General features: G+C 38.2%; 22 protein-coding genes and 1 pseudogene. 2 read left to right on the top strand and 21 right to left on the bottom strand.

Translation table 11 applies throughout. The annotated features are described in order from the left end of the window. Positions 1 to 73 precede the first annotated feature (73 nt). Positions 74 to 439 carry a DoxX-like family protein gene (locus tag ABX891_RS07735; protein ID WP_354630121.1) on the top strand — a complete coding sequence of 122 codons (366 nt, stop codon included), beginning with the start codon at positions 74 to 76 and terminating at the stop codon, positions 437 to 439. A 55-nt stretch (positions 440 to 494) separates the two neighbouring features. On the opposite strand, the gene speB is transcribed toward ABX891_RS07735, so the two are convergent. From speB to ABX891_RS07705, 6 genes are all read right to left on the bottom strand, one after another. Beyond that, on the bottom strand, positions 495 to 1,418 hold the full coding sequence (gene speB, locus ABX891_RS07730; protein ID WP_354629230.1) for an agmatinase: 924 nt from the start codon (positions 1,416 to 1,418) through the stop codon (positions 495 to 497). Positions 1,419 to 1,421: 3 nt separating this feature from the next. After that, complete coding sequence (gene speA / locus ABX891_RS07725) at positions 1,422 to 3,335, bottom strand: biosynthetic arginine decarboxylase (protein WP_024593856.1); 1,914 nt, start codon at positions 3,333 to 3,335, stop codon at positions 1,422 to 1,424. Between the two features lie 677 nt (positions 3,336 to 4,012). Beyond that, a complete protein-coding gene (locus tag ABX891_RS07720) occupies positions 4,013 to 4,345 on the bottom strand; it encodes a YnfA family protein (protein WP_007378102.1) in 333 nt (110 codons plus the stop codon). A gap of 77 nt (positions 4,346 to 4,422) precedes the next feature. Next, the gene (locus ABX891_RS07715; protein ID WP_354629229.1) at positions 4,423 to 5,292 is read right to left on the bottom strand and encodes an MYG1 family protein; all 870 of its coding nucleotides are present in this window, start codon (positions 5,290 to 5,292) and stop codon (positions 4,423 to 4,425) included. Between the two features lie 232 nt (positions 5,293 to 5,524). Next, entirely contained in the window at positions 5,525 to 5,986 is a 462-nt protein-coding gene (locus tag ABX891_RS07710) for a GNAT family N-acetyltransferase (RefSeq protein WP_024591605.1), read from the bottom strand. Between the two features lie 346 nt (positions 5,987 to 6,332). Then, positions 6,333 to 8,585 carry a sensor domain-containing phosphodiesterase gene (locus ABX891_RS07705; protein ID WP_354629228.1) on the bottom strand — a complete coding sequence of 751 codons (2,253 nt, stop codon included), beginning with the start codon at positions 8,583 to 8,585 and terminating at the stop codon, positions 6,333 to 6,335. A 310-nt stretch (positions 8,586 to 8,895) separates the two neighbouring features. On the opposite strand from ABX891_RS07705, the gene cysZ reads away from it, so the two are divergent. After that, a complete protein-coding gene (gene cysZ / locus ABX891_RS07700; RefSeq protein ID WP_182671383.1) occupies positions 8,896 to 9,606 on the top strand; it encodes a sulfate transporter CysZ in 711 nt (236 codons plus the stop codon). A gap of 143 nt (positions 9,607 to 9,749) precedes the next feature. On the opposite strand, the gene ABX891_RS07695 is transcribed toward cysZ, so the two are convergent. The 15 genes and pseudogenes from ABX891_RS07695 to prfA form a co-directional block, all read right to left on the bottom strand. Then, the gene (locus ABX891_RS07695; RefSeq protein WP_354629227.1) at positions 9,750 to 10,202 is read right to left on the bottom strand and encodes a hypothetical protein; all 453 of its coding nucleotides are present in this window, start codon (positions 10,200 to 10,202) and stop codon (positions 9,750 to 9,752) included. Position 10,203: 1 nt separating this feature from the next. After that, the gene (locus ABX891_RS07690; RefSeq protein ID WP_354629226.1) at positions 10,204 to 12,630 is read right to left on the bottom strand and encodes a lamin tail domain-containing protein; all 2,427 of its coding nucleotides are present in this window, start codon (positions 12,628 to 12,630) and stop codon (positions 10,204 to 10,206) included. Positions 12,631 to 12,639: 9 nt separating this feature from the next. After that, positions 12,640 to 13,014, bottom strand: a pseudogene (locus tag ABX891_RS20565) (PKD domain-containing protein); the annotation flags it as partial. A gap of 38 nt (positions 13,015 to 13,052) precedes the next feature. Beyond that, positions 13,053 to 13,334, bottom strand: coding sequence for a PKD domain-containing protein (locus tag ABX891_RS20560; RefSeq protein WP_442449130.1), 282 nt, complete (start codon positions 13,332 to 13,334; stop codon positions 13,053 to 13,055). Between the two features lie 190 nt (positions 13,335 to 13,524). Further along, a complete protein-coding gene (gene rlmM / locus ABX891_RS07680) occupies positions 13,525 to 14,610 on the bottom strand; it encodes a 23S rRNA (cytidine(2498)-2'-O)-methyltransferase RlmM (protein WP_354629225.1) in 1,086 nt (361 codons plus the stop codon). 17 nt (positions 14,611 to 14,627) lie between these two features. After that, positions 14,628 to 14,996, bottom strand: a complete 369-nt coding sequence (locus ABX891_RS07675; protein WP_024595287.1) for a DUF423 domain-containing protein — start codon at positions 14,994 to 14,996, stop codon at positions 14,628 to 14,630. 19 nt (positions 14,997 to 15,015) lie between these two features. After that, on the bottom strand, positions 15,016 to 15,651 hold the full coding sequence (locus ABX891_RS07670; protein WP_354629224.1) for an alpha/beta family hydrolase: 636 nt from the start codon (positions 15,649 to 15,651) through the stop codon (positions 15,016 to 15,018). Positions 15,652 to 15,653: 2 nt separating this feature from the next. Then, positions 15,654 to 16,556, bottom strand: a complete 903-nt coding sequence (locus ABX891_RS07665) for a transcriptional regulator GcvA (RefSeq protein WP_002958561.1) — start codon at positions 16,554 to 16,556, stop codon at positions 15,654 to 15,656. Positions 16,557 to 16,677: 121 nt separating this feature from the next. Then, positions 16,678 to 17,532 carry a 3-deoxy-8-phosphooctulonate synthase gene (kdsA, locus tag ABX891_RS07660; protein WP_002958560.1) on the bottom strand — a complete coding sequence of 285 codons (855 nt, stop codon included), beginning with the start codon at positions 17,530 to 17,532 and terminating at the stop codon, positions 16,678 to 16,680. A 9-nt stretch (positions 17,533 to 17,541) separates the two neighbouring features. Beyond that, on the bottom strand, positions 17,542 to 18,795 hold the full coding sequence (locus ABX891_RS07655) for a DUF819 family protein (RefSeq protein WP_024595290.1): 1,254 nt from the start codon (positions 18,793 to 18,795) through the stop codon (positions 17,542 to 17,544). A gap of 14 nt (positions 18,796 to 18,809) precedes the next feature. Then, positions 18,810 to 19,637, bottom strand: coding sequence for a tetratricopeptide repeat protein (locus ABX891_RS07650; RefSeq protein WP_002958558.1), 828 nt, complete (start codon positions 19,635 to 19,637; stop codon positions 18,810 to 18,812). 149 nt (positions 19,638 to 19,786) lie between these two features. Beyond that, positions 19,787 to 20,161, bottom strand: coding sequence for a SirB2 family protein (locus ABX891_RS07645; RefSeq protein WP_354629223.1), 375 nt, complete (start codon positions 20,159 to 20,161; stop codon positions 19,787 to 19,789). A 29-nt stretch (positions 20,162 to 20,190) separates the two neighbouring features. Further along, the gene (locus tag ABX891_RS07640; RefSeq protein WP_197099054.1) at positions 20,191 to 21,735 is read right to left on the bottom strand and encodes a response regulator; all 1,545 of its coding nucleotides are present in this window, start codon (positions 21,733 to 21,735) and stop codon (positions 20,191 to 20,193) included. A 54-nt stretch (positions 21,736 to 21,789) separates the two neighbouring features. Next, the gene (gene prmC / locus ABX891_RS07635; protein WP_197099055.1) at positions 21,790 to 22,629 is read right to left on the bottom strand and encodes a peptide chain release factor N(5)-glutamine methyltransferase; all 840 of its coding nucleotides are present in this window, start codon (positions 22,627 to 22,629) and stop codon (positions 21,790 to 21,792) included. Positions 22,630 to 22,631: 2 nt separating this feature from the next. Next, positions 22,632 to 23,717 carry a peptide chain release factor 1 gene (gene prfA, locus ABX891_RS07630; RefSeq protein WP_024607703.1) on the bottom strand — a complete coding sequence of 362 codons (1,086 nt, stop codon included), beginning with the start codon at positions 23,715 to 23,717 and terminating at the stop codon, positions 22,632 to 22,634.

Here is a 23,717-nt window from a genome sequence, read left to right as displayed (position 1 = left end):
GCAAAAAACTTTGTGTTTAGTGGTTCTAAATAAAAGTTTTTTAACGACGTTAGTAATTGATTTAGATCGTTAAATTGTTCAAATAGTTATTTGGGTTAGTATCATTCACGGCTTTTTTCCAAAGCTTTATCATATTGCACCACTTGAAAAATTAATGACTGGCAGTGCGGGCTATTCTGAACAGGTGTCTGATTTAATTACACGTTCGGCGGGTGTTGGCGAAATTATATTTGGCGTGTGTTTATTTGTATTTTATAAAAATAAATACTTAGTAATTTTAAATATTTTAGCGTTAATTGGCCTTCTACTCGCTGTAGTTGCAGTGCAGCCACAATTACTTATTGAAGCATTTAACCCTGTAACCACTAATCTGCCTCTTATTGGGCTGAGCGTTATTTGGTTAAAAGAAATTAAGCAGTTGAATAATCGATACCTCTAAATAAAAAAAGGGTATGCAAGCGCATACCCTTTTTTGTAGTACTTAAGTTATATAATTAGTACTTATTTTTATGCGTCCACAAATGCAGTAATTCGCTCGCAATGGTTGCTGCGGCAATAGCGGTAAGCTCACTTTGGTCGTACGAAGGTGATACTTCTACTACATCCATACCTACCATGTTTATGCCTTTTAGCGCGCGCAGTACTTTAAGTACTTTATCTGACGTTAAACCACCACACACAGGAGTGCCTGTACCAGGCGCAAACGCAGGGTCTAAACAATCTATATCAAACGTTAAGTAAACAGGTAGGTCACCTACTCGCTCAAGTATTTGCGCTGCAATTTCATTTGCATGTAAATCATTGGCTTGCATTGCATCAATCACAGCAAACTCATGTTTACTTTGATCAAAGTCGGTACGAATACCTATTTGTATACTGCGTTCAACATCTATCAGCCCTTCCATTGGTGCATGATAAAACATAGTGCCGTGATCAAATCGCGAGCCATTGCTATAAGTATCGGTGTGCGCATCAAAATGCACTAACGCCATTTTGCCATGTATTTTTGCATGAGCACGTAATAGCGGAAGCGTTACAAAGTGATCGCCCCCTAAACCTAATAGTGTTTTACCTTGGCGAAGTATTTGATCCGCAGCCATTTCTAGTTGCGCAGTAAAATACTCAGGATCCCCGACAGGGTAAGTAAAGTCCCCTGCGTCTGCCACTTTTAAGCGATCAAACAACGGGAACGTCCACGGGTATTTAGTGTCTTCCCATGCTAAATGAACCGATGCACGACGAATTGCATCAGGGCCTAAGCGCGCACCAGGGCGGCCCGAGGTCGCTAAATCAAATGGTAAGCCTAAAACCACTACGTCTGCATCAATTGCATTAATGTTTTGCACCATAGGACGACGTAAAAACGTCATCCCATTTGAGTACAATGAGTGATCTGCGTGACCAAACAAAGTCGACATTGCTTATAACTCTTCTAAATAAGTGTAGCCATCAAGGCCGCTTTGCAACTCGTCTAAAACGCTTTGCTGTTCGTGTTTTTCAATTTTAGTGCTTACTAACTGCTCGTATGATTGCTGAAAACTTTCAACATCTAAATGTACATAGCGCATCATATCGGCAACAGTGTCACCTTGGTTTATCTCGGTAATACTTGCAACGCCTTGCTCATCCATATTGACAATTGCGCTGTGCGTATCGCCAAACAAATTATGCATGTCACCTAAAATTTCTTGATAAGCACCCACCAAGAAAAAACCCATTAAATAAGGTTTATCAGCGCTAAATTCTGGTACAGGTAATGTGCTTTCAATACCTTGTCCATCTACGTAATGCTCAAGTGCGCCATCTGAATCACAGGTTATATCAAGTAATACAGCACGTTTTTTTGGTGCTTCAGTTAAGCCACTTAATGGCAATACCGGAAATACTTGATCAATGCCCCATGCGTCTGGAAGCGATTGAAATAACGAAAAGTTTACAAAAAACTTATCGGCTAGACGTACGTTTAACTCGTCAATAATAGGACGATGAAAACGGTTTTTATTATCCATGTGCTTGTTAAGTTCATAACAAATACGGATATTTATTTGTTCAGCCCACGCACGCTGCGATAAGTCTAATAAGCCGAGTGCAAATTGGTTATGCGCTTCAGCTAAATCACCTTGGCTGTCGTGATAAATTTCAATTAATGCACGGTCATCCGTTAAATCAGTTAACTGTACAAACGATGCCCACATGTTTTTTAATAACAGGGGTGCATCTGCCGCTGGCGCTACTAACTCTTCTGGCGTGTAACTTTCAGTACCAATAACATTAGAAATAAGCACAGCATGATGCGCCGTAAGCGCACGACCCGACTCAGAAATAATAGTCGGCATTGGTTGCTCATATTGCTTACATGTATCACCAATGGTGTACACAATGTTATTTGCATATTCAGCTAAGCTGTAATTCATAGAGTTATGCGACTGGCTACGCGTGCCGTCGTAATCAACAGCCAAACCGCCACCTACATCAAGGCAATCAATTTCTGCGCCTAATTTACGTAGCTCACAGTAAAAACGCGCCGCTTCGCTTACACCTAAACGTACGTCACGAATGTTCGCCATTTGTGACCCTAAGTGAAAATGTACTAGCTGAAGTAAATCAAGCTGGTTTGCGTCTTTTAAACGATTAACTACATGCAAAACTTGCGATGCAGATAAACCAAATTTTGATTTTTCGCCGCCACTCGCTTGCCATTTACCTTTACCTTGCGACGCTAAACGTACACGAATACCGATGCGTGGTTTTACGTTAAGCTCTTTTGCTTGGCTAAGTACCATGTCTAGCTCAGAAAGCTTTTCAAGTACGATATACACTTTATGACCTAGCTTTTCGCCAATAAGTGCTAAACGAACGTATTCTTTATCTTTGTAGCCATTACATACAATAACAGCGCTGGTTTTTTCAGCCAATGCTAATACTGTAAGTAGTTCAGGCTTGCTGCCTGCTTCTAAACCAAGTTGCTTTTTTTCTACTTGTGCTTGGCTTGCTACTATTTCCTCAACCACTTCACGCTGTTGGTTTACTTTTATTGGGTAAACTAATAGGTAGTCTTTAGGGTAACCATAGTTTTCAATTGCAGTATTAAATGCGCCGCATAAGCTGTGTACACGATGGTGTAAAATTTGCGGAAAACGAACTAAAGCAGGTAAGCTTAAACCTTTATCTTGTAGTTGCTTTGCGATATCTGTTAATGCAATGGTTTGCTCTGGGGCATGAGCCTTGGGCGCAACATACACATCACCTTGATCATTAATACCAAAAAAACCTTGGCTCCAATGACGAACATTGTAGCTCGTACGAGCTTGTTCTAGTGATGTTGTTTCTTTCATTTATCTTTCTCTTTTATTTAATTAATTAGTGCCAACTCGGCTAGTGCCGCGCATTAAAAGAAAAATAGAGATCTAAGTCCAACAAGTATTTTTACTCGTAACGAGTGATTTCTAATATTAACAAAACAACCAATCACGCATTGCCCTCCAGCGTATATAAAATAGGACTTTGATGATTATTAAAGATAAGAAAAGCTGTAAAAAAATGGCTGTTTTTAAATGACTCTTTATAAATTTTATTAGCAAAAATGAGTTACCCTATTCAATAAAACTAATCTGGAGTTACTTTGGTAATAGAATCTGCTTTTGAAGAATTAGAACCGAGTGTTCTTCACGCTTCATATTACTCATAGTTTAGCCAACGTGTTGTGTTTAAGTAATACCTATGCATTTTTAAAATTGAATATAATCTGCACTTCTAAAACGCTCAGCATAACATCCACCAGCTTCAATAGTTGCTTAGCGCATATGTAGCGTTAGGTACTGCCTGTCGTATTGAAGTTGTTATATTTTATTGGCAGTTTGAAAATAATCGAGGTAGGACTTTAAATAGCACTAGGGTGTGTTTATCTTTGGAGGTAGAAATTGCAGCTGTGCATTTGGTTTTTAGCCAAGACAGGGCCTATATGTGTTTACCCCTATAAATAGCCGCTTTTTATTTATTGAGTATGAGCCAGCTATGCACTTTTTGGTGCGAACATAATTATAGCCATACCTAGCAGTGCAACTAAACCACCAATAATATCCCACATAGTAAGCTTTACGCCATCAACAACCCATAACCATAATAGCGCAACACAAATATATACGCCGCCATAAGCTGCATACACGCGCCCTGCTGCAGTAGGATGTAAAGATAGCAACCATGCAAATAGTGCCAAACTTAAAGCCGCAGGAATTAAAAGTAAAATGCTTTTATCTTGCTTAAGCCAAAGGTAAGGCAAATAACAACCCACTATTTCTGCTAAGGCTGTAATAGTAAAAAGTGCGATTGTTTTTAGTTCAAACATAATGCTCCACGCTAATATAACAAGCATAACAATCTATATAAATTGTTATGCTTAGTATTCGTTATGAATCTGCGTTGTTATTCGCTAAGCGCCATGGTGGCAAGTTTCATTGTGCTTTCAAACGACTTAGTGCCCGCTATAAATAAGCCATTGTGACAGAACACAGCGTCGTCAATACCGGTTTCATCTATAAACGCTTGATCAGATAAACCTGACCATGCTTTAGGAAGCGGTTTTCTATCTTCAAACGAGCCAGGCTCAACGGGTACTGTTTGTAATATCCATTGCCCAGAATGCGATGGGTAAACCATGTATAGTGCATCGCTTGATAAGATATGCACTGTTTTTTTCCACGGTGTGTACTTTTCAAGCACGATTACTCTGGCATCATCTGCATTTTCAATTGCTCTGGCGACAATCTCTTTTGCATTAACACTACCGTGAGCTGAGGCGATAAAACGAATGAGCATACGTGCTGCAAATTCAACGGCTTCATCAAAGCAGGTATCAAAGTTACTTTCTTCTTCCCATGTAGGGTTAAACATTGAAATTGTTTGGCTCAAGCTTATCCCTTTTGATACACCTTCAACATGACCACAATCAATGGCGTCAATAGTTGAAACTAAGCCTGAATCCACTCTATCAGCAACGGCCTGGTTATTATCACACAGTGCTAAGCCGTATTTTTTCCACACTAAACCAAATGATGAAAAAGGAATGCCATTTTCTCGCTCGCCTGCACCACCGCGTTGATGATGATCAAAGCGATTAGTTTCAGGATCGTATTCCCCACCTACATCTATTACGTAGTCGGCACTTTCTATAAGCGCTTTATCGCGTGTGCGTACCAATTTAAACGTTGGCAAAACATGTTTAAGTACCGCAATACTAAAAACGTCATCTGCATGAAAATTACCATTGTGGGTTACTACTGTTATTTCGCTCATTTGTTTATTGCTACTTTTAGAAAAGATAAAAATTCTCGCTTTGTAAGTTAGTCACTAATTATCGAGGCCGATTTTATACGAAGACAGGTGTTAAAAACAGTGAAGTATTTTTGCATCACTATAAAAGCTGCTTTTATAGTTAATAGTTTGAGTATGACTTTTATTACAAGGTAATAATGAGGCCAGATATTTACGACACATTAAGCTTTAACATGTCGTAGCGTTAATAAGCTTATTGGCTAAGCCCTAACTCCATAAATACACTTTGTGGATTATCTACATATGAGCCAAAACTGCTACAGCGTTTAAAGCCTAAATTTTCATATAAATTGATTGATTTTATTTGCTTTGGACCAGTTTCTAAACGTATTAACGGGATTTTCTTTTCGCCAGCTTGATGTAATAAAATCTGCATAATACGTCTTGATAGCCCTTTACCACGATGACTTGGTTTTACATATAAACGTCTTATTTCGCCATAAGGCTGAGTATCAAATTTCTCTACAATCGCACCACAAGCGATAATACCTTCTTCAGTTTTTAAACCAATAGCATACACATTAGGTAAGGTTAATTCGTTTAACTCCAAAGACTGCGCTGTAGCAACAGGGTATAAAGAATTTATAAGTCGGTCTATATCGTCAAATACATTTACTACATCGGGATCATTAGGGTTCAAATCGACTAACTGCATAAAGCTTCCATTCATTGTTATAAGTTTATTAAGCTTTAAATAATATATTCAAGCGGGCATAGCTTAGCATTGTTTAACCAAAAAATCTTTAGTCCTTATTTAGCATATAGTTTGAAGAATTTTAGCAGTTAGAAAAAGTAAAAGTGACCTAGCATATGGGAAGTCTCTTTTAGGTTATTCCCAATTATTAAACATTGGCCTTTAAGTAATGAAGCTCTGAGAGCATTTCCGTACCAAATTTGCTTAATTAATTGATCTATTTTGAGATAAGAAAATCGTGTCGATAACAAGGCAGAATTTTTTAACACAGTTACCGCCAGATTTAATCCCTCTAATTGATTAAGTATTATTGCGCATTAGTATTAGCGCTATGCCATTTTGCATAGCCTTCTTTATCCATCGGCCTTGCAATTAAGTAGCCTTGCATGGCGTCAATATTCATTTTTTTAAGTAAGTCATATTGTTCTGTTGTTTCTACGCCCTCTGCAACTACCTCTAAGTTTAAGCTTTTTCCTAAACTGATAATTGTTTGCGCAATATTAAAGCCAACCGTGCTATCTAAAATTTTATCAATAAAGCTTTTATCTATTTTTAATTCTTTAACAGGAAACGCACTTAAGTACGCTAAGCAGGAGTAACCGGTTCCGAAATCATCAATCGAAAATAAAAAGCCAGCGGCAATGAGTTCTTTCATTTGCCTAATTGTATAATCTATATCGCTTGAGAGCATTGACTCAGTTATTTCTAACTTAATTTGCTGTGCCCGAATATCAAATTTATTGATAGTGCTAAACAGCTCTCCTTTTAAATTTGATGAATTAAACTGGCTTTGACTAATATTAATTGAAACACTAAACGAGTCGTCAATTATGTTATCTGCTTTAAGTTCGTTTATTAAAATACATATATCATGTAAAACAATATTTTGTAGTTTTTGAATAAGCCCGTATTGCTCTGCAATTGGTATAAATTCGTTTGCCGCTATTAACCCTTTTTGAGGATGGTTCCACCTAATGAGTGCTTCAGCACCAATAACATCACCATACGTATTTACCTGAGGCTGAAAGTAAGCACAAAACTCATCAGATGCAATCGCCCTGACTATATCGGTTTCTAGTTCAGTTTGTTTTTCAAGCAGTGTTTGTAAGGCTGGATCGTAAAAGCTACTGCTATTCCCCCCTTTATTTTTAGAACGATACATAGCCGTGTCGGCAAATTTTAATATATTGTCAGCCTGTGCGTTTACGCTATCAATTAGACAAATACCTATGCTGCAGCTTACTTGAAATGCAAGGTTGCCCACTTCAAATTTATCATGAAAAGCTCTTTGGATCTCTTTGGCTACTATTTTGCACTCGATGCTCGCCTGCTGTGTATTTTCTCCAACGTGTTTTAGTAAAATAATAAACTCATCGCCACCCGCTCTGGCCAACGTATCAGATCCTTTTATTATTGCGCTTAACCTTTTTGATAATTCCACAAGTACTTCATCACCCGCACTGTGCCCAAGTGAATCATTAATACGCTTAAAATTATCTAGGTCTAAAAATAATAACGCCCCTATATTTTTATCACGCTTAACACTCTCCACACACATGCTTAATTTGTCGCTAAGCATTCTTCTATTTGGAAGATTCGTTAATGGGTCATAAAAGGCAAGCTTATGTACTTCTTGTTCGGCCTTTTTCTTTATTGAAATATCTCTGGCCATCCATACTACGTGCCTTTTTGTAGGACTATTGGGGTGGTAATGATCTAATGCAGCAGCCCTGCCTTCAAAAACTATATTCCCCTTTGGTACAGCTAATTCATATTCAAAAATTTGCGTCTCGTTAGTCGAGAGTGTTTTTTTAATAACGTCCATTATCATTTGTGCATCGTCTTGGGAGAGCAGGTCCTTAACACTTTGACCAATAAGGTCCTTGCTTGAATCAAGCAGTAACTCATTAGAAGTACCATACACATCGGTATAAATTCCCTCTTCACTTAAAATAAGGATGAGATCGGGCATTACCTTAGTGAAGGCTTTAAACTTTTTATTACTTTGCTGTAAATTCGCGAGAAGCTGTTTTGCTTTGTTAAATTCGTTACTTTTTTCAAGAGCGATACTAGAAAAGTGCACAAAAAAATCGATTAACTCTAAATCTTGCTTTGATGGTGATTTAGGAGTGCTGTGATAGATAGCAAAGGTGCCTAATAAATCGGCTTGAGTTGAGAAAATAGGCGTTGACCAACATGACTTAAGACCAAACTTTAGTGCTAAGTATTTAAAGTCCTCCCACAGCGGTGAAGTTTCGATATTTTCAACAATAGTGCGCGATTTCGAAAATGCTGCAGTACCACATGAACCTACTTTTGGCCCTATGTGAACTCCATCAAGCAAACTACAGTACTCTGGATGAATATTAGGAGCTGCGCAATGAAAAAGCTGCTGGCCTTTAACTGATAAGATTGAACACCTAGCGGATTCATCATCAATAATCTGCTCGATTGATGAACAAATTTCAGTAAGCACCTCACTTAAAGGTACCCCTAATGCAATTTTAGATAAAATGCCTTGCTGGTGAGATAATAACTTTTTTAACCTATCCGTACCCATTTTCCTTTACCCGTATTATTTATACACATTGAAACAACAAAAGCTTTAATCAAGCGCTTTTTTCTTACGCAGTAAAGTTCATTATAGTCATGATTAGTAAGTTTTTTATTTTATTGGCAAAAAATAATCGGGCCTGTCTTAAATAATCATAGTTGCATATTACTGAACACCTATTGTTACTATATAAACAAAACCACAATATTAAAGCTAACACTTTGTTACTTAAAAGTACTGTTCAAAATTTTTAAGCTATTTATACTATAAGTAATGATAAATATTTTTTGAGGTTACAGTGCAGATCACACAAGGTATGGAATACTTTTTTTCGGGGTTTAAATTAATTAGCCAAAAAGGGCTAAAGCGTTTTGTCCTTATTCCGCTATTAATTAATATTTTGCTGTTTGGTAGCTCGCTGTTTTTTTTAGTTGGCTGGTTAAGTGATAGTTTTAGCTACATAAACAACATGCTCCCCGAGTGGTTAAGCTGGTTAGAGTGGCTAATGTGGCCTATTGCTGTATTAGTTGTTTTGTTTAGCTATAGTATGCTCTTTACAGTTATCACTAATTTTATTGCAGCCCCTTTCAATGCGCTCTTGAGTGAAAAAGTTGAGCTTTACCTAACAGGTCAAAAAATTAACGATGACGGCTTTGCCGAACTAGTTAAAGATATACCTCGCATGCTTGCCCGTGAGTGGACAAAACTATGCTACTACCTTCCTCGCGCAATTGGCTTTTTTATATTGTTATGGGTTTTACCGGTCATTGGTCAAATACTATGGGTGTTGTTTACTTGTTGGATGTACGCAGTTCAATACGAAGACTATGCGTTTGATAATCATAAAATTGACTTTAAGCAAATGAAAGACGATTTAAAATCTAAGCAAGGTTTGTCATACGGATTTGGTTTTGCTGTTATGTTGTTAACTGCTATCCCTTTTATAAACTTAATAGTTATGCCAGTCGCAGTCTGCGGTGCAACACGTTTATGGGTAGATAACTATCGTCCAAAATATCGCAGTTAATTAAAAGGTTGCTAACTTTTTCAATATCCGAAGGACACCGCATTCTAGATTAAAAAGCACCTAAAGTGCTTTTTTTAATCTATTTTTAAAGCAATAAACTCAAGCGATGCACGCCTTGGTAATGCATCGCTTTGTTTATCTACTTATTCAAATTTTTTAATCAAAATACTAAAGCGCTGATTATTAATATTAACGGCTGTAACTTCACCAATTTTTATACTGTAGTTTTGCTGCTGATCAAACAGCTTTAGTATTTGACCTTTTACACGCTCTACGTATAAATAAGGTGTTTGGTCTGGCATCTTTAAACGAATGACATTGATTTTACTTAGTTCATGTACCGCGACCCAATTCTGACTCTGCATTAACGTATTATAACGACTAATACCTTCAGGCTGATAAACAACATCTTGGCGTATAACGCATGTATTACAGCCCTTTACTGATTCAATTCGCCAGTCAACAGCTGTATTTTTATAATACAAATTATCATTTTTTAGTAACCACTCACGTGCATTGTTAGTATCGCTACACGCTATTAGTAAGCTAAAAAAACTATTCAAGATAATAAACTTAGTGCTTAGCATTGGCTTCATACTATTGCTCTTTAATTGCTTTTAACTCAGCAATAATTGCACTACTTGGCTGTGCTTCTTTTATATAACTGGGCAGCGTTTCAATATTAGTAGGCGAGCTTTGTAAATTATGCACCTTACTGTTATTTGTCTTTGGCACCCCAAATCGATTACCTGCACTTTGCATATAAAACTGTAAATTAAGCATGCTCCACTCATCTACATCACTCAGAATTGATATTGTATTATCTTGGTTAGTATCAAAGCTGGTTAAGCTTTCGGTGTTAATTGCATTACAATTAAAATCAACTGGTAGTGAGCTATTTCTATTTAACCCCTGTACTTCAAGTATGGTGCTTTCATTTAAATCTGCTGAACTACCATTTGAATAATCAATAATAAAATCATCCGTAGAGCCTAAATGACTATTAGTATTTGGTGCAATATCGCAACTAGCATTGCCTGGGTAAAAACGCTCATAGTAGCGATCGCCTTCGTTATTACCTATTGTTGATAAACCCGCTAATTGATATAAATAGTTCATAGAGCTTAAATGATTAGGCTTAAAATTAACTTCTTCATCACCGCCATGGTATAAACCTAAGTTATGACCTAACTCATGAAATATTGTTGATGCTTGATAATTATAAATTACATTGGTTGCTACTTGCGTATCAAGCGTTAAACCCCAGCCCCCCATAGTTACCATTAAATTATTACCGCTTATCTCAGCAATACCCGAACCACTAATACTACCGTCTTCGTTACCACTACTTGCCATTAATAAATAATGGAAAATGGGCCTGCGAGTTATATCGCTATATTCCATTTTATAAGTAAATAAATTAGGGCTACTTAAATCGTATTCAAACGGGGTATAGCTATTAAAAGGGACAAGATTTCCGCCACCTAAATCAAAGTTTTGCGGTGCTGTATTTGTATTTTGATCAAACAAATCACCTACGTCAAAGTGGACTGTATAACCTTTTTCTGCAAAAACAGTGGCTACTTTTTCAAATGCTGTTCGATGTGGAGTAATACCTACATCACTGCTGTCCATATAATCAACTTCAATAAATATATCTTTTTGTGCGGTACGCGCCCCCCACTCATAAAGTGGTAAACCCGCGAATGTTGTACCCTGTTGCTCAGCGCAATCAGGAATACCATCCTCATCATCTATTGTGCAATTTATATTGTTTGGCCCAGCGGGTGTGTTAAACACAGAATAACTCCAATCAGTACTTTGATTAGTGTCTGTCGCATTAAACTCGCGCTTTAAGCTGCCTCCTTGCTCGGAGATGATTTGCTCTGCGTTACCACCTTGCCATTGTGATGGCGTTACTGGTTCTTGTACTGAGTTACCAAATTTTACAAAGTCGATTGTTTGTGTACCTGCACTATTAAGTAATTCTACAAAACCGTTTATGTACCAATAAGGTCTAATTTCATCACTAGCATTACCTACAAGCGCTATTTTAGGGTTGTTAACTGATGCATTTACTAAAAAATCATCTCCAAACTTACTTTGTAAAATAAGGTACTCACCATTTTCAAGCTCTTTATTGGGCAGTGAAAAAGTTGTCTCTGCACTAGTCGAGCTATTAACCATATTAATACTGCGGGATTTAAGCGAATAACTCTGTAAGTCTACAGCAGCCCCTGTGCCGTTATAAATTTCAATCCAAGGTAGGTCGTTACTAAATTGCACAGAAGAAACTTCAGTTATTTTTATATCTTGGCTAGAGGTAGTAAAAGAAGTAGCTGTTTGCGTTTCAATGGCCGTATCATCAAAATTAGTTAAATCAGCTGTAACACGGACAATATATTGGGTATCTTCATTAAAGCTTGCGCTTACATTTACAGTATGAAAATAAGTACTTGTGTCAATAGTAGTACCCGACAAACTTTCAATATTTAAGGCCAAGCAAGTAGTAAAATCATCTGCTGACACTTGTACACTTCCTGTACAAGCACCACTACTAGAATTAACTGCTAAAGTGCTCGTTAGCATAATATCTGAAAATGTAATACTAACAGGGCTATCTACAAGAACTGGGTCATTATTACTTTGGGGTGTTACATTACTAATTGTAGCGGGCGTTGAATCAACCACAGTAATATTCAAGGTAAATTCGGTTGTGTCTTTTGAATCAGACGCTGTTAACGTATAGCTTTGTGAAGTGATACTGTTTGCAGGAGGCGTGTAGCTAAAAAGTAAGGCCTGTGCATCAATGACACTAATTTGTGCACCATTTAAATCATCACCAAAATCAATCTGAACCGTATCGTTATCAGCATCGCTAACTACTAAACTAAATTCTGTGGCTTGATTATATTGCACGCTAATACTTACATCATCTGCAGTTGGTGGATTGTTTGGTGCTAATACTACAGCTGTTTTTTGAGCGCTATTTGTAGCGTTATCGTCATCGGTTACAGTAACCACAAATGTAACATTGGTATTTTGTGCAACAGTGGGCGCATTAAAGCTAATGCTTGTTTGTGTTTGAGTAAGTTCAACTACAGGACCACTTATTTGCTGCCAAGTTATGCTATTAATACTACCATCGCTGTCTTGTGCATCTGCAACTAGGGTTACGCTGTCACCTTTTTCAGCTTCTTCAGGGCCTGTAACAATGACTGTTGGCGCGCTATTTACTTGATTAATTAAAACCGTTTTACTCGCTTGAGCGCTTTTACCTGCATTGTCAGTTACGGTTACGCTAAAACCTAGTGTTGTATTTTCAGATACATTAGGGGCGGTAAAACTAAGGACTCCATCAGTTTGTGAAAACTCAACATTGTCCCCAGCAGACTGAATCCAATTAATATTACTTATAGTGCCATCTGTATCTTGAGCGTTAGCAACTAAACTAACTGTGTGCTGGCAAGTGCACTACTTGGGCCTGTTATATTAACTGTGGGAGCATTATTTTGAGAGGTGATAGTGCCTGAAAAAACTTGTTGTGCAGTAGCACCTGAGTTGTCAGTAACTGTAACCGAAAAGCTAAAGGTCGTATCGGTTGTTACACTAGGTGCAGTGGCTGTAAGCGTGTTACCGTTAGAGGTAAACGTAAACTCGGGCCCGCTAAGTTGTTGCCATTGATAGCTGACAATTTGTCCGTCGCTATCACTTGCAAGCGCTGTAATAGTAAATGATTGATTAGAAGTAATAACGTTACTGCTAACCGAAGGCGTAACACTGTGCGCAGTGTTACCAGAGGGCGTAGTTGTATCACTACTTTCGCCTCCCCCGCCACAACCTGTGATTAAAAGTGATAAAAAAAGTAAACTTAGCTATTTATTAATATTGTTTTTTACCACTTTTAGCCTCTACATATTAACTATACAAATTTTGTGGCACCTTAGTAACGTTTAAATGAACGGTTATTTCCTCACGATCATGATATAGATGTTTAGCTTGCAACTCGTAATTGATACCTTGTTTCTCAAGCTCTTTTCTGATCATCGAAAGGCATTCATAAACACTATCAAAGCGTTTTTTCATAGGCAGCTTTAAGTTAAATATAAACTCTTTTGCGTATGCATTTACTGCCCAGTCAATCATTAGCGTAGTCACTTTGGTCGGTTTTTCCACCATATCGCACACTAACCAAGTAATATTTCTTTTTTCTGGGCGATATTTAAAACCGTCGGCCCTAAAATGTTTAACTTGCCCAGTTTGCATTAAATCGTCATTCATTGGGCCGTTATCAATCGCACTTACAAACATACCACGGCGTACAAGCTGATAAGTCCAACCACCTGGGCATGCACCTAAATCAACACTGCGCATACCGGCAGCTACGCGTGACTCGCGTTGTTGCTCAGGTATAAATACGTTAAATGCTTCATCGAGTTTTAACGTTGAGCGACTCGGTGCATCGCTTGGCATACGAAGGCGCAAAATACCCATGAAAAATGGAGAATTATTAAAGCTATACGAGTAACCAACATAAGCCGTATTGTTTGTTAAAAACATGACATGCATTACTGGGCGATTTACTTTTGGCTCACGTAGTACAGTATTTTGTTTTTCGAGGGCTTTTTTAAGCGGTGTTGAGATTTTTTTACAGAACGTTAAAAGCTCTTTGCCTTCGTTTGTGTCTGGCGTTTCAACGCGCAGTTCTGAGCATAATGTAAAATCTTTAGCAGCTTCAACTACTGCGCTCACACGGTCCTCTACTGGCATGTTTTCAAGTAATGTGCCGGCAAACCATTGACGTGCAAACACCATGTTTTTAAAATCAACTTTTTTGATTATTTCATCGCTGTGATGCGCTTCAAAACATTCGTAAACAACATAACCTGTATTTGGTTTTGCTTTTACATACCCTGCAAAACCTTGCTCTGCAGCATGAAACGTTATTTCAGCAGCGGCATCGTTTTCAAAACCACTACGACAAAAAATCACAACACTAGACATATTAACCCTTAAACTCTTTAAAACTTAAATCGTGCAACTTGCACTAAAATAACAATCCAACCAATAATAAAGCACAACCCACCAAGCGGTGTTATAGGCCCAAGCCACTTCATTCCTGTTAGAGCGAGTAAATATAAACTACCACTAAAAAGTAGTGTGCCCATTATAAAAAAGCCACCAGCCCAACTCAGGTTTATGCCCCATTTAATTAAAATAGCCACCGCAATAAGTGCAAGTCCATGTACCATTTGATACTCAGCAGCCGTTTTAAAAACCCCTAATGAATACTCCGATAAACGGCTTTTTAAACCATGGGCAGCAAATGCACCTAACATCACCGAAAGCATACAAAAAATACTACCGGTCATTAAAAATAATTTAATCATCTAACCCCCTGCTCGAGTCTTAACGTATCTCAATTTGTTGCTTAATAAATTCAACGGCACTTAACGCTGCTGTTTCTCTATTTTGCAGTTCAGTTACGCCACTTTTTTTACGTGGTTTTAATGAGTGATCGCCATCACTCAGCCAAGTAAACAAAGGCTGCTTTGGCATTTTCATAGTAAGAAGTTCTTCACGTGTACCAAATGTATCTCGCTCGCCCTGTAATACCAAAAAAGGGCAAACAATATCAGCAAAATGATCGGTGCGTAATTTTTCTAGCTTACCAGGCGGATGAAATGGATAACCAAATGCTATAACACCTGAAAGGCTTTGCTCTGTACTACATGCAAGCATTGATGCCATGCGACCGCCCATCGATTTACCCCCTATAAACAACGGTAAATCTGGCTGCGCATTCGTTAGCACTCGTTCATAATAAATAAGTAACTTTGGTGCTCGCTCAGGAGGCCTGCGTTTATTAGTTTGTTTAGCGATTTGCATATATTCAAAATCAAATAAACCAACATCAACACCCTGCTCGCTTATTAATTTTGCCATGTGCTGCATAAAGTCAGAATCGCTACCAGCACCTGCGCCATGTGCAAATATAAACTGTGCTATTGCAGGTTGCTCCGTGCTTTTAAACCATTCAATCATTATTAATACTCATGTTCTTGCTCATGCTCTACTAGGCTCAGCATCCACTCTTTAAACGAAACTATTTTACCAAGCTCTGTTTGCGACTCACGAAGCACTAAGTAATACGCATTTTTACTCTCTAGGCTATGATTAAATGGAATTACCAAACGCCCTGCGTCTATGTCGGGTTTAGCTAATACACTATTGCCAATTGCCACACCTTGTCCATGTACCGCTGCTTGTAACACCATAGATGAGTGGCTAAATATAGGCCCTTGATTTACCTGGATGTTACGCACGCCTGCGGTTTTCATCCACGTTTTCCAGTTTTTACGTGTAGTGTCGTGTAATAGTGTGTGATGCGCTAAATCACTAGGTTGATCAAGCGGCTTTAAACCGCTTAATAACATAGGACTACAAAGTGGTACTAAATATTCGGTATGAAGCTTGTACGCTTGTACGCCATTCCAATGACCCCTTCCATAATAAATAGCAATATCTACGTCATCCGTGAGTGAGTTTTCATCTTGGTCTTGTGCTTTTATTCGCACATCTATCTCTGGATGTAACTCATTAAACAAACTCAAACGAGGCACTAACCACTGAATAGCAAAACTAGGGGTTAGGCTTACCGTTAGTGAGCCCTTAGCGCCACGAGCTAATAGCTTTTCAGTTGCATCAATAAGCTGAGTAAAAATCTCTTTAATATCTAAAAAATAGCCTTGGCCTTCTTCAGTTAATAATAAAGAGCGGTTTTTACGTAAAAACAACTTCAGCCCTAAATGCTCTTCAAGTGTTTTTATTTGATGACTTACTGCCGCCTGCGTTACATAAAGCTCTTCTGCAGCTTTTGTAAAACTTAAATGGCGCGCAGCCGCTTCAAAGGCTTTTAATGCGTTTAATGGAGGTACCCGTCTTGACATAATAACCAAGCTTAGAATTAGTTTTTCTTATGCGTGAGATTATATAGATCATATAAGTTTGTGTATATTAAAGGCATAAAAAAAGCGACCTGAGTCGCTTTTTAATAAACATCATGCTTAATTATAAATCGCTTGCACTTGTATCAAGTGGTGCAAAACTTTTAATTAAATCATCAACCGCTTTCATTTGCGTTAAGTACCCTTCTAACTTGCTAAGCGCTAGCGCACATGGGCCATCACATTTAGCTTCGTTAGGATTTGGATGCGCTTCAATAAATAAACCAGCAATACCCAACGCCATACCACTGCGCGCAAGCTCTGCAGCTTGTGCACGACGACCATCAGCAGAGTCAGCTCGTCCACCAGGGCGTTGTAGCGCATGTGTTGCATCAAAAATAACAGGTGCCATTGCCTTCATGTCATCCATACCCAGCATATCAACCACAAGGTTGTTGTAACCAAAGCTAGAACCACGCTCACAAAGAGCTACGTTGTTATTACCAGCTTCATTAAATTTAGTAATGATATGACGCATTTCATGTGGCGCTAAAAACTGTGGTTTTTTCACATTAATAATTGCACCTGTTTTAGCCATCGCCACAACTAAATCTGTTTGACGCGCTAAAAAAGCAGGTAACTGAATTACATCAACAACTTCTGCAACAGGTGCAGCTTGATGCGGTTCATGTACGTCAGTAATTAGTGGAATTTTAAACGTGTTTTTAATTTCTTCGAATATTTTTAAACCTTCTTCCATACCTGGACCGCGGTACGAATTGATTGAAGAGCGATTAGCTTTATCAAATGAGGCCTTAAATACATAAGGAATATTTAGTTTCGTCGTAACTTCTACGTAATGCTCTGCAACACGCATTGCTAAATCGCGAGATTCTAATACGTTAATACCACCAAACAATACAAACGGTTTGTTGTTTGCAAGTTCAATTTCATTAATTTTAATAATTTGGTCTTTCATTTAAATTCCTTAAGGTGCAACTGCTTGCATCATTAATCCACAAATATAAGCCATATAAGTACCCACACCGTAGCCTAGTACAGCTAACAAGACACCAACAGGCGCTAATGACGGATGAAACGCTGATGCTACAACAGGTGCTGACGCTGCGCCGCCCACATTAGCCTGAGAACCCACTGCCATATAAAATAACGGTGCTTTAATCAGTTTAGCCACAATTAACATGATGCTTGCATGCACTAACATCCAAATTGCACCCACTAAAAATAGCCCAGGGTTATTGAAAATAGCGGTTACATTCATGTGTAAACCAATCGATGCAACCAAAATATATAAAAAGCTAGAAGCTACTTTTGAAGCGCCAAACGCTTCTATTTGCCTCACTTTAGTAAACGATAAGCCTATACCAATCGTTGTTGATATAACAATTAGCCAAAAGAATTTACTGTTTAAGCTGTATTCTTTTGCCCATTCATAAGTAGTGCCAAAGTACGGCCCCAAAAAGTCAGCGCAAAAGTGTGCTAAGCCAGTTATACCAAATGCAATTGCAATCAGCGTCATGTAATCATTAAGAGTTGGGATGCGTGCATGTTCTGCGTGATATTCTTCCACACGCTTTTTCAAGTCTTCAATTGCGCTTGTATCAGCACCCGTCGCTGCATCAATCTTTTTATGATTTGCTGCCATTAACAATAAAACAGCCATCCAAATATTAGCGACAATTACATCTACTGTAATCATTACTGAGAATATATCACCACCAACTTCAAACATTTCTTTCATTGATGCTTGGTTAGCACCGCCGCCAATCCAGCTACCTGCAACAGTTGTCATACCGCGCCATACGGCATCTGGGCCATGCCCACCAACAATACTTGGGTCAAATGCGCTCACCACTAAAATAGCTAATGGCCCACCAATAACAATGCCTAAAGTACCCACTAAAAACATAATAAGTGCTTTAGGGCCTAAGTTAATAATCGCTTTTAAATCAATACTAATGGTAAGTAGTATCAAACAGGCTGGTAGTAAGTAGCGCGAAGCCACATAATAAACATTAGATTTATTACCATCTACAATACCAAAGGTATTTAATAACGAAGGTAAAAAGTAACACAGTAATAAAGCAGGTACGTATTTATAAAATCGTTTTAAAGCTGGACGCTCACTGTTTGAGGTTTTAAAAATAAACCCCAAAATAATAGCAAGCAAACCAAGCACAACGGCATCATTTGTAATTAATGCGCTTTGAGTTTCAACCATAATTATTCCTATTCTTAATGGTGCGTTTTATTATTATCTTCTAGTTCTTCTATTTGGTGTTGAATAATCTCTATTGCAGGATCGTCCGGACACTCATCTACAAAAAACTGTAAATCATCACGTGCCATTTTAGGGCAACCGAGCTGATTTAATAAGTAACCTCTGTCGCGTCTCTCATACGGGTCGTCGCCTATTAACTCCATTAGCATCTCTACACAGGTTAAAGCATGACCAAATTTATTTTCGCTAATGAAAGACCATTTTTGCTGAGCTAAAAATAACTTATATACTTCGTCATCAAAAATCAGTTCTAGTGGCTCTTGCTCTTGACCATCATCTTCATCTGCGTTTTCAGGGATAATATACCAACTTTGTTGTCCACTGCTTGGCTCTATTATGTAGCCTTCTTCGTCACTAATCGCCACATGTACGCCAACATCACCTTGGGTAAGACTAAGGTTCGCGTCACAGTTAGCTTGTTGTAAAAAATGACAAAGTATAATTGCCAGTGTTGTAGGTGAACCACTGCGCATAGAAAGCGTATAGCTTAATGTATTTAATTTATATTCAGGCACTTTTAAACCTGATGCACTAAATAGCCAATCACTGTAAAACATATCTAATAATTTTTCGAGGCGATCGTGCTCATCACTCACTTTTAAACACAGCGCTGAAATTTGCTGTTCAAAGTCAGTTAAAGTTTCATAACATGGTGTTAAATCTATCTGAGGGTCCCACTTTGACTCTGCTTTAATACAGCGGTAAATCGCTGGAGGTGTAAATTCATCGTAAGCATCATCAAGATAAGATTCATCGTGTTCGTCAAACCCGAGGGTAGTCATTAATACTGCAACATTTTAGAAAACGAAGGCGTAGTTTACCTAACTTTAAAGCTATATACCAATATAGAGGTGTATTTGAATATTTTCTGAGAGGGAGTTGTATTTGAGCTTTACAAAACAACTATAAAGCTCAAATAGTCAGATATTACTTAAAGCAAAAAAGCTGATTTAGACGTCGCTAAATAACCTATCGCTAAAATAACAGCGGTGTTAACTAAAACGTAAGCAACTTTCGCCGTCATTTTAGTTTGTCTGGCGCTTTTAGCCCCAATACCGATGTATATAACCACTAAAATTACTTTTTCTAATAGCCAATATTGTTCAAACGGATTAATTTTAGCCATAAATATAAGCGTAAGTGCAGACACTAATAACAAAGTATCTATACTGTGACTACCAATCATTACCGCTTTATTTTTTGCTAATTTACCACTGCCCATTCGCGAAAAAGCGCGAACATAAAATAATATTACACTTAACATCGCAATTGCCATGTGCGAGTGCTTTACTGCTAAATAATCCATATGCCCCTGTACTTCTGTTTTATAAAAATTTAATCAGGAAAACGGCTAAGAACCGCCTCTAACTCATCAAGCTTTTCGTTAAATACTTCAACCATTTTTGGTTCAAAATGTGTGCCTTTTTCAGCATTAATTTCATCAACCACATTTTGTAATGTCCAAGGCTCTTTATAACACCGTTTATGGCGAAGTGCATCGTATACATCAGCAAGTGCGACTATGCGACCAAATACATTAATTGCGTTTCCGCTTAGACCTTGTGGGTAACCAGACCCATCCCATTTTTCATGATGCTCTTTTGCAATAATTGCACCTGTACTCACAATTTCATGGGGAGAGTCTTTTAAAATAGTATAGCCTTTATCAGTATGGGTTTTCATCACTTCCCATTCTTGAGGTTCTAACTTTGCTGGTTTGTTTAAAATCGCATCAGGAATACCCACTTTACCTACATCATGAAGAGGAGACGCCAACCTTACTAAATCTGCATCATGTTTAGATAAACCATAGCCCTCAGCTAAAATATGACAAATATGTGCTACACGTTTAACATGATTACCTGTCTCGGTTGAGCGCTGCTCTACTGCTTCACTTAACCTATAAACAAGCTCTTGTTGTGTCGCTTCTATTTCAGACTGAAGCTGCACATTTTCAAAGGCAAGTTGCACATTTTGAGAAAATATTTTGATTAAATGACGCTGAGTATCCGTTAAATCCTTTGGGACACCTGATATGAACAGCATTGAATTATGATTGTACTCACTACTGCAGTACGCAAATAAGTAATTATCTTTATAAATGATACTTTTATCATTAAGCGCCTGATGACACGCACTTAACTGCTCAGCTTGTAATACCTCATCAAGCTCTTTACCTTCACTTTTTTCAAAATCGCCAGTGCCAGAGCAAACTATTAGTCTTTTATTTTTTTCATGTTCTGGGTTTTGTGCAACTAAAGTGGTGGCATACATAGCTTGATCAGCAATACCCAATAAAGATGTTAATTGCTGCATAACGCCTTCAATAAAGTGCTCTATTGAATGCGCAGAAAAAATATCACGAGACGCTATAATTATTTTCTCAAGCCCTTCGCGTGATTGCTCAATCGAAATAATATCCCGATACGAGCGTAGGCTCGACATAATAACAGTAAATAATTTTTGAGCCGTTAGCTCCGTTTTCGATTTGTAATCGTTAATATCATAATTAATAATGACTTGACGTTCAGGTGCCTGGCCAGGTTGGCCTGTTCTTAAAATAATCCGTATATGATTATTTTTAGCTTCTTCACGAATAAACTTAGCAACCTGCAAACCAGCGTCGTCGGTTTCCATTACCACGTCAAGTAGCACAATAGCGGCATCTGGATGCTCTTTTATGAGCTCTTTCGCTTCAGCACCTGAGTAGGCACTAATAAACTCTAAGCGTTTATTTTGAAATTCAAAATCACTCAGTGCTAGTTTTGTAACAGCATGAACTTCAGGTTCATCATCAACGATTAATACTTTCCAGGTACCGTGTTCAATCTCATCGATTGTTTCTTCTGGTTCATCTGAAAATAAAAAATCACCCATCATAGTCGAAATTCCTTCATGGCATTATTTAACGCACTAGTAGGAAATTATTATTCTCTAGGGCCACAGTGCAAGTGTTACACGGTCATTGTTACCAAGGTCTTTCACTGTTTTAATATTAACAAACGCCATTTTTTCAAAAAAATGACGAACAGCTTCACCTTGCTCAAAACCGTGTTCTATTAAAAGATAGCCATTAGATGACAAATAGTCACGTGATTGTGTAATTATTTGTTTAATATCAGACATTCCGCAATCATCAGCCACTAATGCCGATAGAGGCTCAAAGCGCACATCACCCTGATTTAAATGTATATCACTACTTTCTATATAAGGAGGGTTAGTGACAATTAAATTGAATTTTTCGCCATGCAACTCACTAAACCAGTTACTTTGTTTAACATGTACATTATTAATCGCTAATCGCTGCTGGTTACGTGTAGCAAGTGCAACTGCATCGCTTACTCTATCTACTGCAGTAATTTGCCAATTAGGCATTTCACTACCCAGTGCCAACGCTATTGCACCAGTACCTGTGCCTAAATCCAGCACTTTTGCTGTAGCGGGTAGCGCTATTTCAAGTGCTTGCTCGACTAATGTTTCAGTATCTGGTCGAGGTATTAGGGTCGTTGCGTTAACTTCAAGCGATAAGCTCCAAAATTCACGCAGCCCAGTTATATGGGCTACGGGCTCACCTTTTAAACGTCTTTGGATAAATACATTAAACTGCGATTGTTGCTCATCACTAAGCGTATGTTCTGGCCAAGTAAAAAGGTAACTGCGAGGTTTTTGAAGTATATGAAGAAGTAAAACTTGTGCATCTAATTTAGCACTTTCGCTGCTAAGTGCTAATAAGTCAGCACCTGCAGCAATTGCTTGTTCAAGAGTGTGAGCCACAATTACTCGTCGCCCATGGCCGCAAGTAAGTCAGCTTGATGCTCTTGCATTAATGGGTCAATAACACAGCTTAAATCACCGGCTACCACTTCGTTTAAACGATAAAGTGTTAAGTTAATACGGTGATCGGTAATACGACCTTGCGGGTAGTTATAAGTACGAATACGCTCAGAACGATCGCCACTACCTACCAAGTCACGACGTTCAGAGGCTTCTGCCGCATGGCGTTTTTCATCTTCAGCTTGTTGCAGTCGAGCTGCAAGTACTGACATCGCTTTAGCGCGGTTTTTATGCTGCGAACGCTGATCCTGACACTCAACCACAACACCGGTAGGTATATGTGTAAGTCGAATAGCAGAATCAGTTTTATTTACGTGCTGACCACCTGCGCCTGATGCACGAAATGTATCAACTTTTAAATCTGCTGTATTAATTTGTATCGCTTCTGCTTCTGGTACTTCTGCCATAACCGCAACAGTACACGCTGAGGTATGAACACGACCTTGTGATTCAGTCTCTGGTACACGTTGTACGCGATGTACGCCTGATTCAAACTTTAATTGACCGTAAACACCTTCGCCACTGATATTTGCAATAACTTCTTTGTAACCGCCATGCTCACCTTCATTGGTGCTTACAACTTCTACTTTCCATTTTTTATTTTCTGCGTAGCGGCTGTACATACGAAATAAGTCACCAGCAAAAATAGCCGCTTCATCGCCGCCCGTCCCTGCACGTACTTCAACAAACACGTTGTTGTTATCTCGCGGATCTTTTGGCAACATTAATACTTGAATTTGATCTTCAATCACTAGTATTTGTGCTTTTGCTTCTTTATATTCTTCTTGCGCCATTTCACGCATTTCAGGGTCAGAATCTTTAAGCATTTCTTCTGCACTGGCTAAATCGTCTTGCGTTTCTTTGTAGGTTAAAAACGTTTTTACAATCTCTTCAAGCTCAGAATATTCTTTTGAAAGCCCACGAAAACGATTTTGATCACTAATGACCGACGGGTCGCTTAGCAGCGCTTGTACTTCTTCGTAACGCTCTACTAAGGTTTCTAATTTATTATAAACAGACTCTTTCAT

The sequence above is a fragment of the Pseudoalteromonas sp. NCIMB 1079 genome (genome assembly GCF_040567695.1).
Classification (GTDB): domain Bacteria; phylum Pseudomonadota; class Gammaproteobacteria; order Enterobacterales; family Alteromonadaceae; genus Pseudoalteromonas; species Pseudoalteromonas distincta.
Note: the sequence above shows the minus strand (reverse complement) of the source record. Positions and strands in the feature narration are given on the sequence as shown.

Coding starts and splice junctions, on each gene's coding strand:
- cysZ (WP_182671383.1), top strand. CDS start 8,896: ATGGAATACTTTTTTTCGGGGTTTAAATTAATTAGCCAAAAAGGGCTA.
- rlmM (WP_354629225.1), bottom strand. CDS start 14,610: ATGTCTAGTGTTGTGATTTTTTGTCGTAGTGGTTTTGAAAACGATGCC.
- ABX891_RS07665 (WP_002958561.1), bottom strand. CDS start 16,556: ATGTCAAGACGGGTACCTCCATTAAACGCATTAAAAGCCTTTGAAGCG.
- ABX891_RS07655 (WP_024595290.1), bottom strand. CDS start 18,795: ATGGTTGAAACTCAAAGCGCATTAATTACAAATGATGCCGTTGTGCTT.
- ABX891_RS07640 (WP_197099054.1), bottom strand. CDS start 21,735: ATGATGGGTGATTTTTTATTTTCAGATGAACCAGAAGAAACAATCGAT.
- ABX891_RS07710 (WP_024591605.1), bottom strand. CDS start 5,986: ATGCAGTTAGTCGATTTGAACCCTAATGATCCCGATGTAGTAAATGTA.
- ABX891_RS07670 (WP_354629224.1), bottom strand. CDS start 15,651: ATGATTGAATGGTTTAAAAGCACGGAGCAACCTGCAATAGCACAGTTT.
- kdsA (WP_002958560.1), bottom strand. CDS start 17,532: ATGAAAGACCAAATTATTAAAATTAATGAAATTGAACTTGCAAACAAC.
- speA (WP_024593856.1), bottom strand. CDS start 3,335: ATGAAAGAAACAACATCACTAGAACAAGCTCGTACGAGCTACAATGTT.
- speB (WP_354629230.1), bottom strand. CDS start 1,418: ATGTCGACTTTGTTTGGTCACGCAGATCACTCATTGTACTCAAATGGG.
- ABX891_RS07650 (WP_002958558.1), bottom strand. CDS start 19,637: ATGACTACCCTCGGGTTTGACGAACACGATGAATCTTATCTTGATGAT.
- ABX891_RS07705 (WP_354629228.1), bottom strand. CDS start 8,585: ATGGGTACGGATAGGTTAAAAAAGTTATTATCTCACCAGCAAGGCATT.
- ABX891_RS07695 (WP_354629227.1), bottom strand. CDS start 10,202: ATGAAGCCAATGCTAAGCACTAAGTTTATTATCTTGAATAGTTTTTTT.
- ABX891_RS07720 (WP_007378102.1), bottom strand. CDS start 4,345: ATGTTTGAACTAAAAACAATCGCACTTTTTACTATTACAGCCTTAGCA.
- ABX891_RS07715 (WP_354629229.1), bottom strand. CDS start 5,292: ATGAGCGAAATAACAGTAGTAACCCACAATGGTAATTTTCATGCAGAT.
- prfA (WP_024607703.1), bottom strand. CDS start 23,717: ATGAAAGAGTCTGTTTATAATAAATTAGAAACCTTAGTAGAGCGTTAC.
- ABX891_RS07675 (WP_024595287.1), bottom strand. CDS start 14,996: ATGATTAAATTATTTTTAATGACCGGTAGTATTTTTTGTATGCTTTCG.
- ABX891_RS07645 (WP_354629223.1), bottom strand. CDS start 20,161: ATGGATTATTTAGCAGTAAAGCACTCGCACATGGCAATTGCGATGTTA.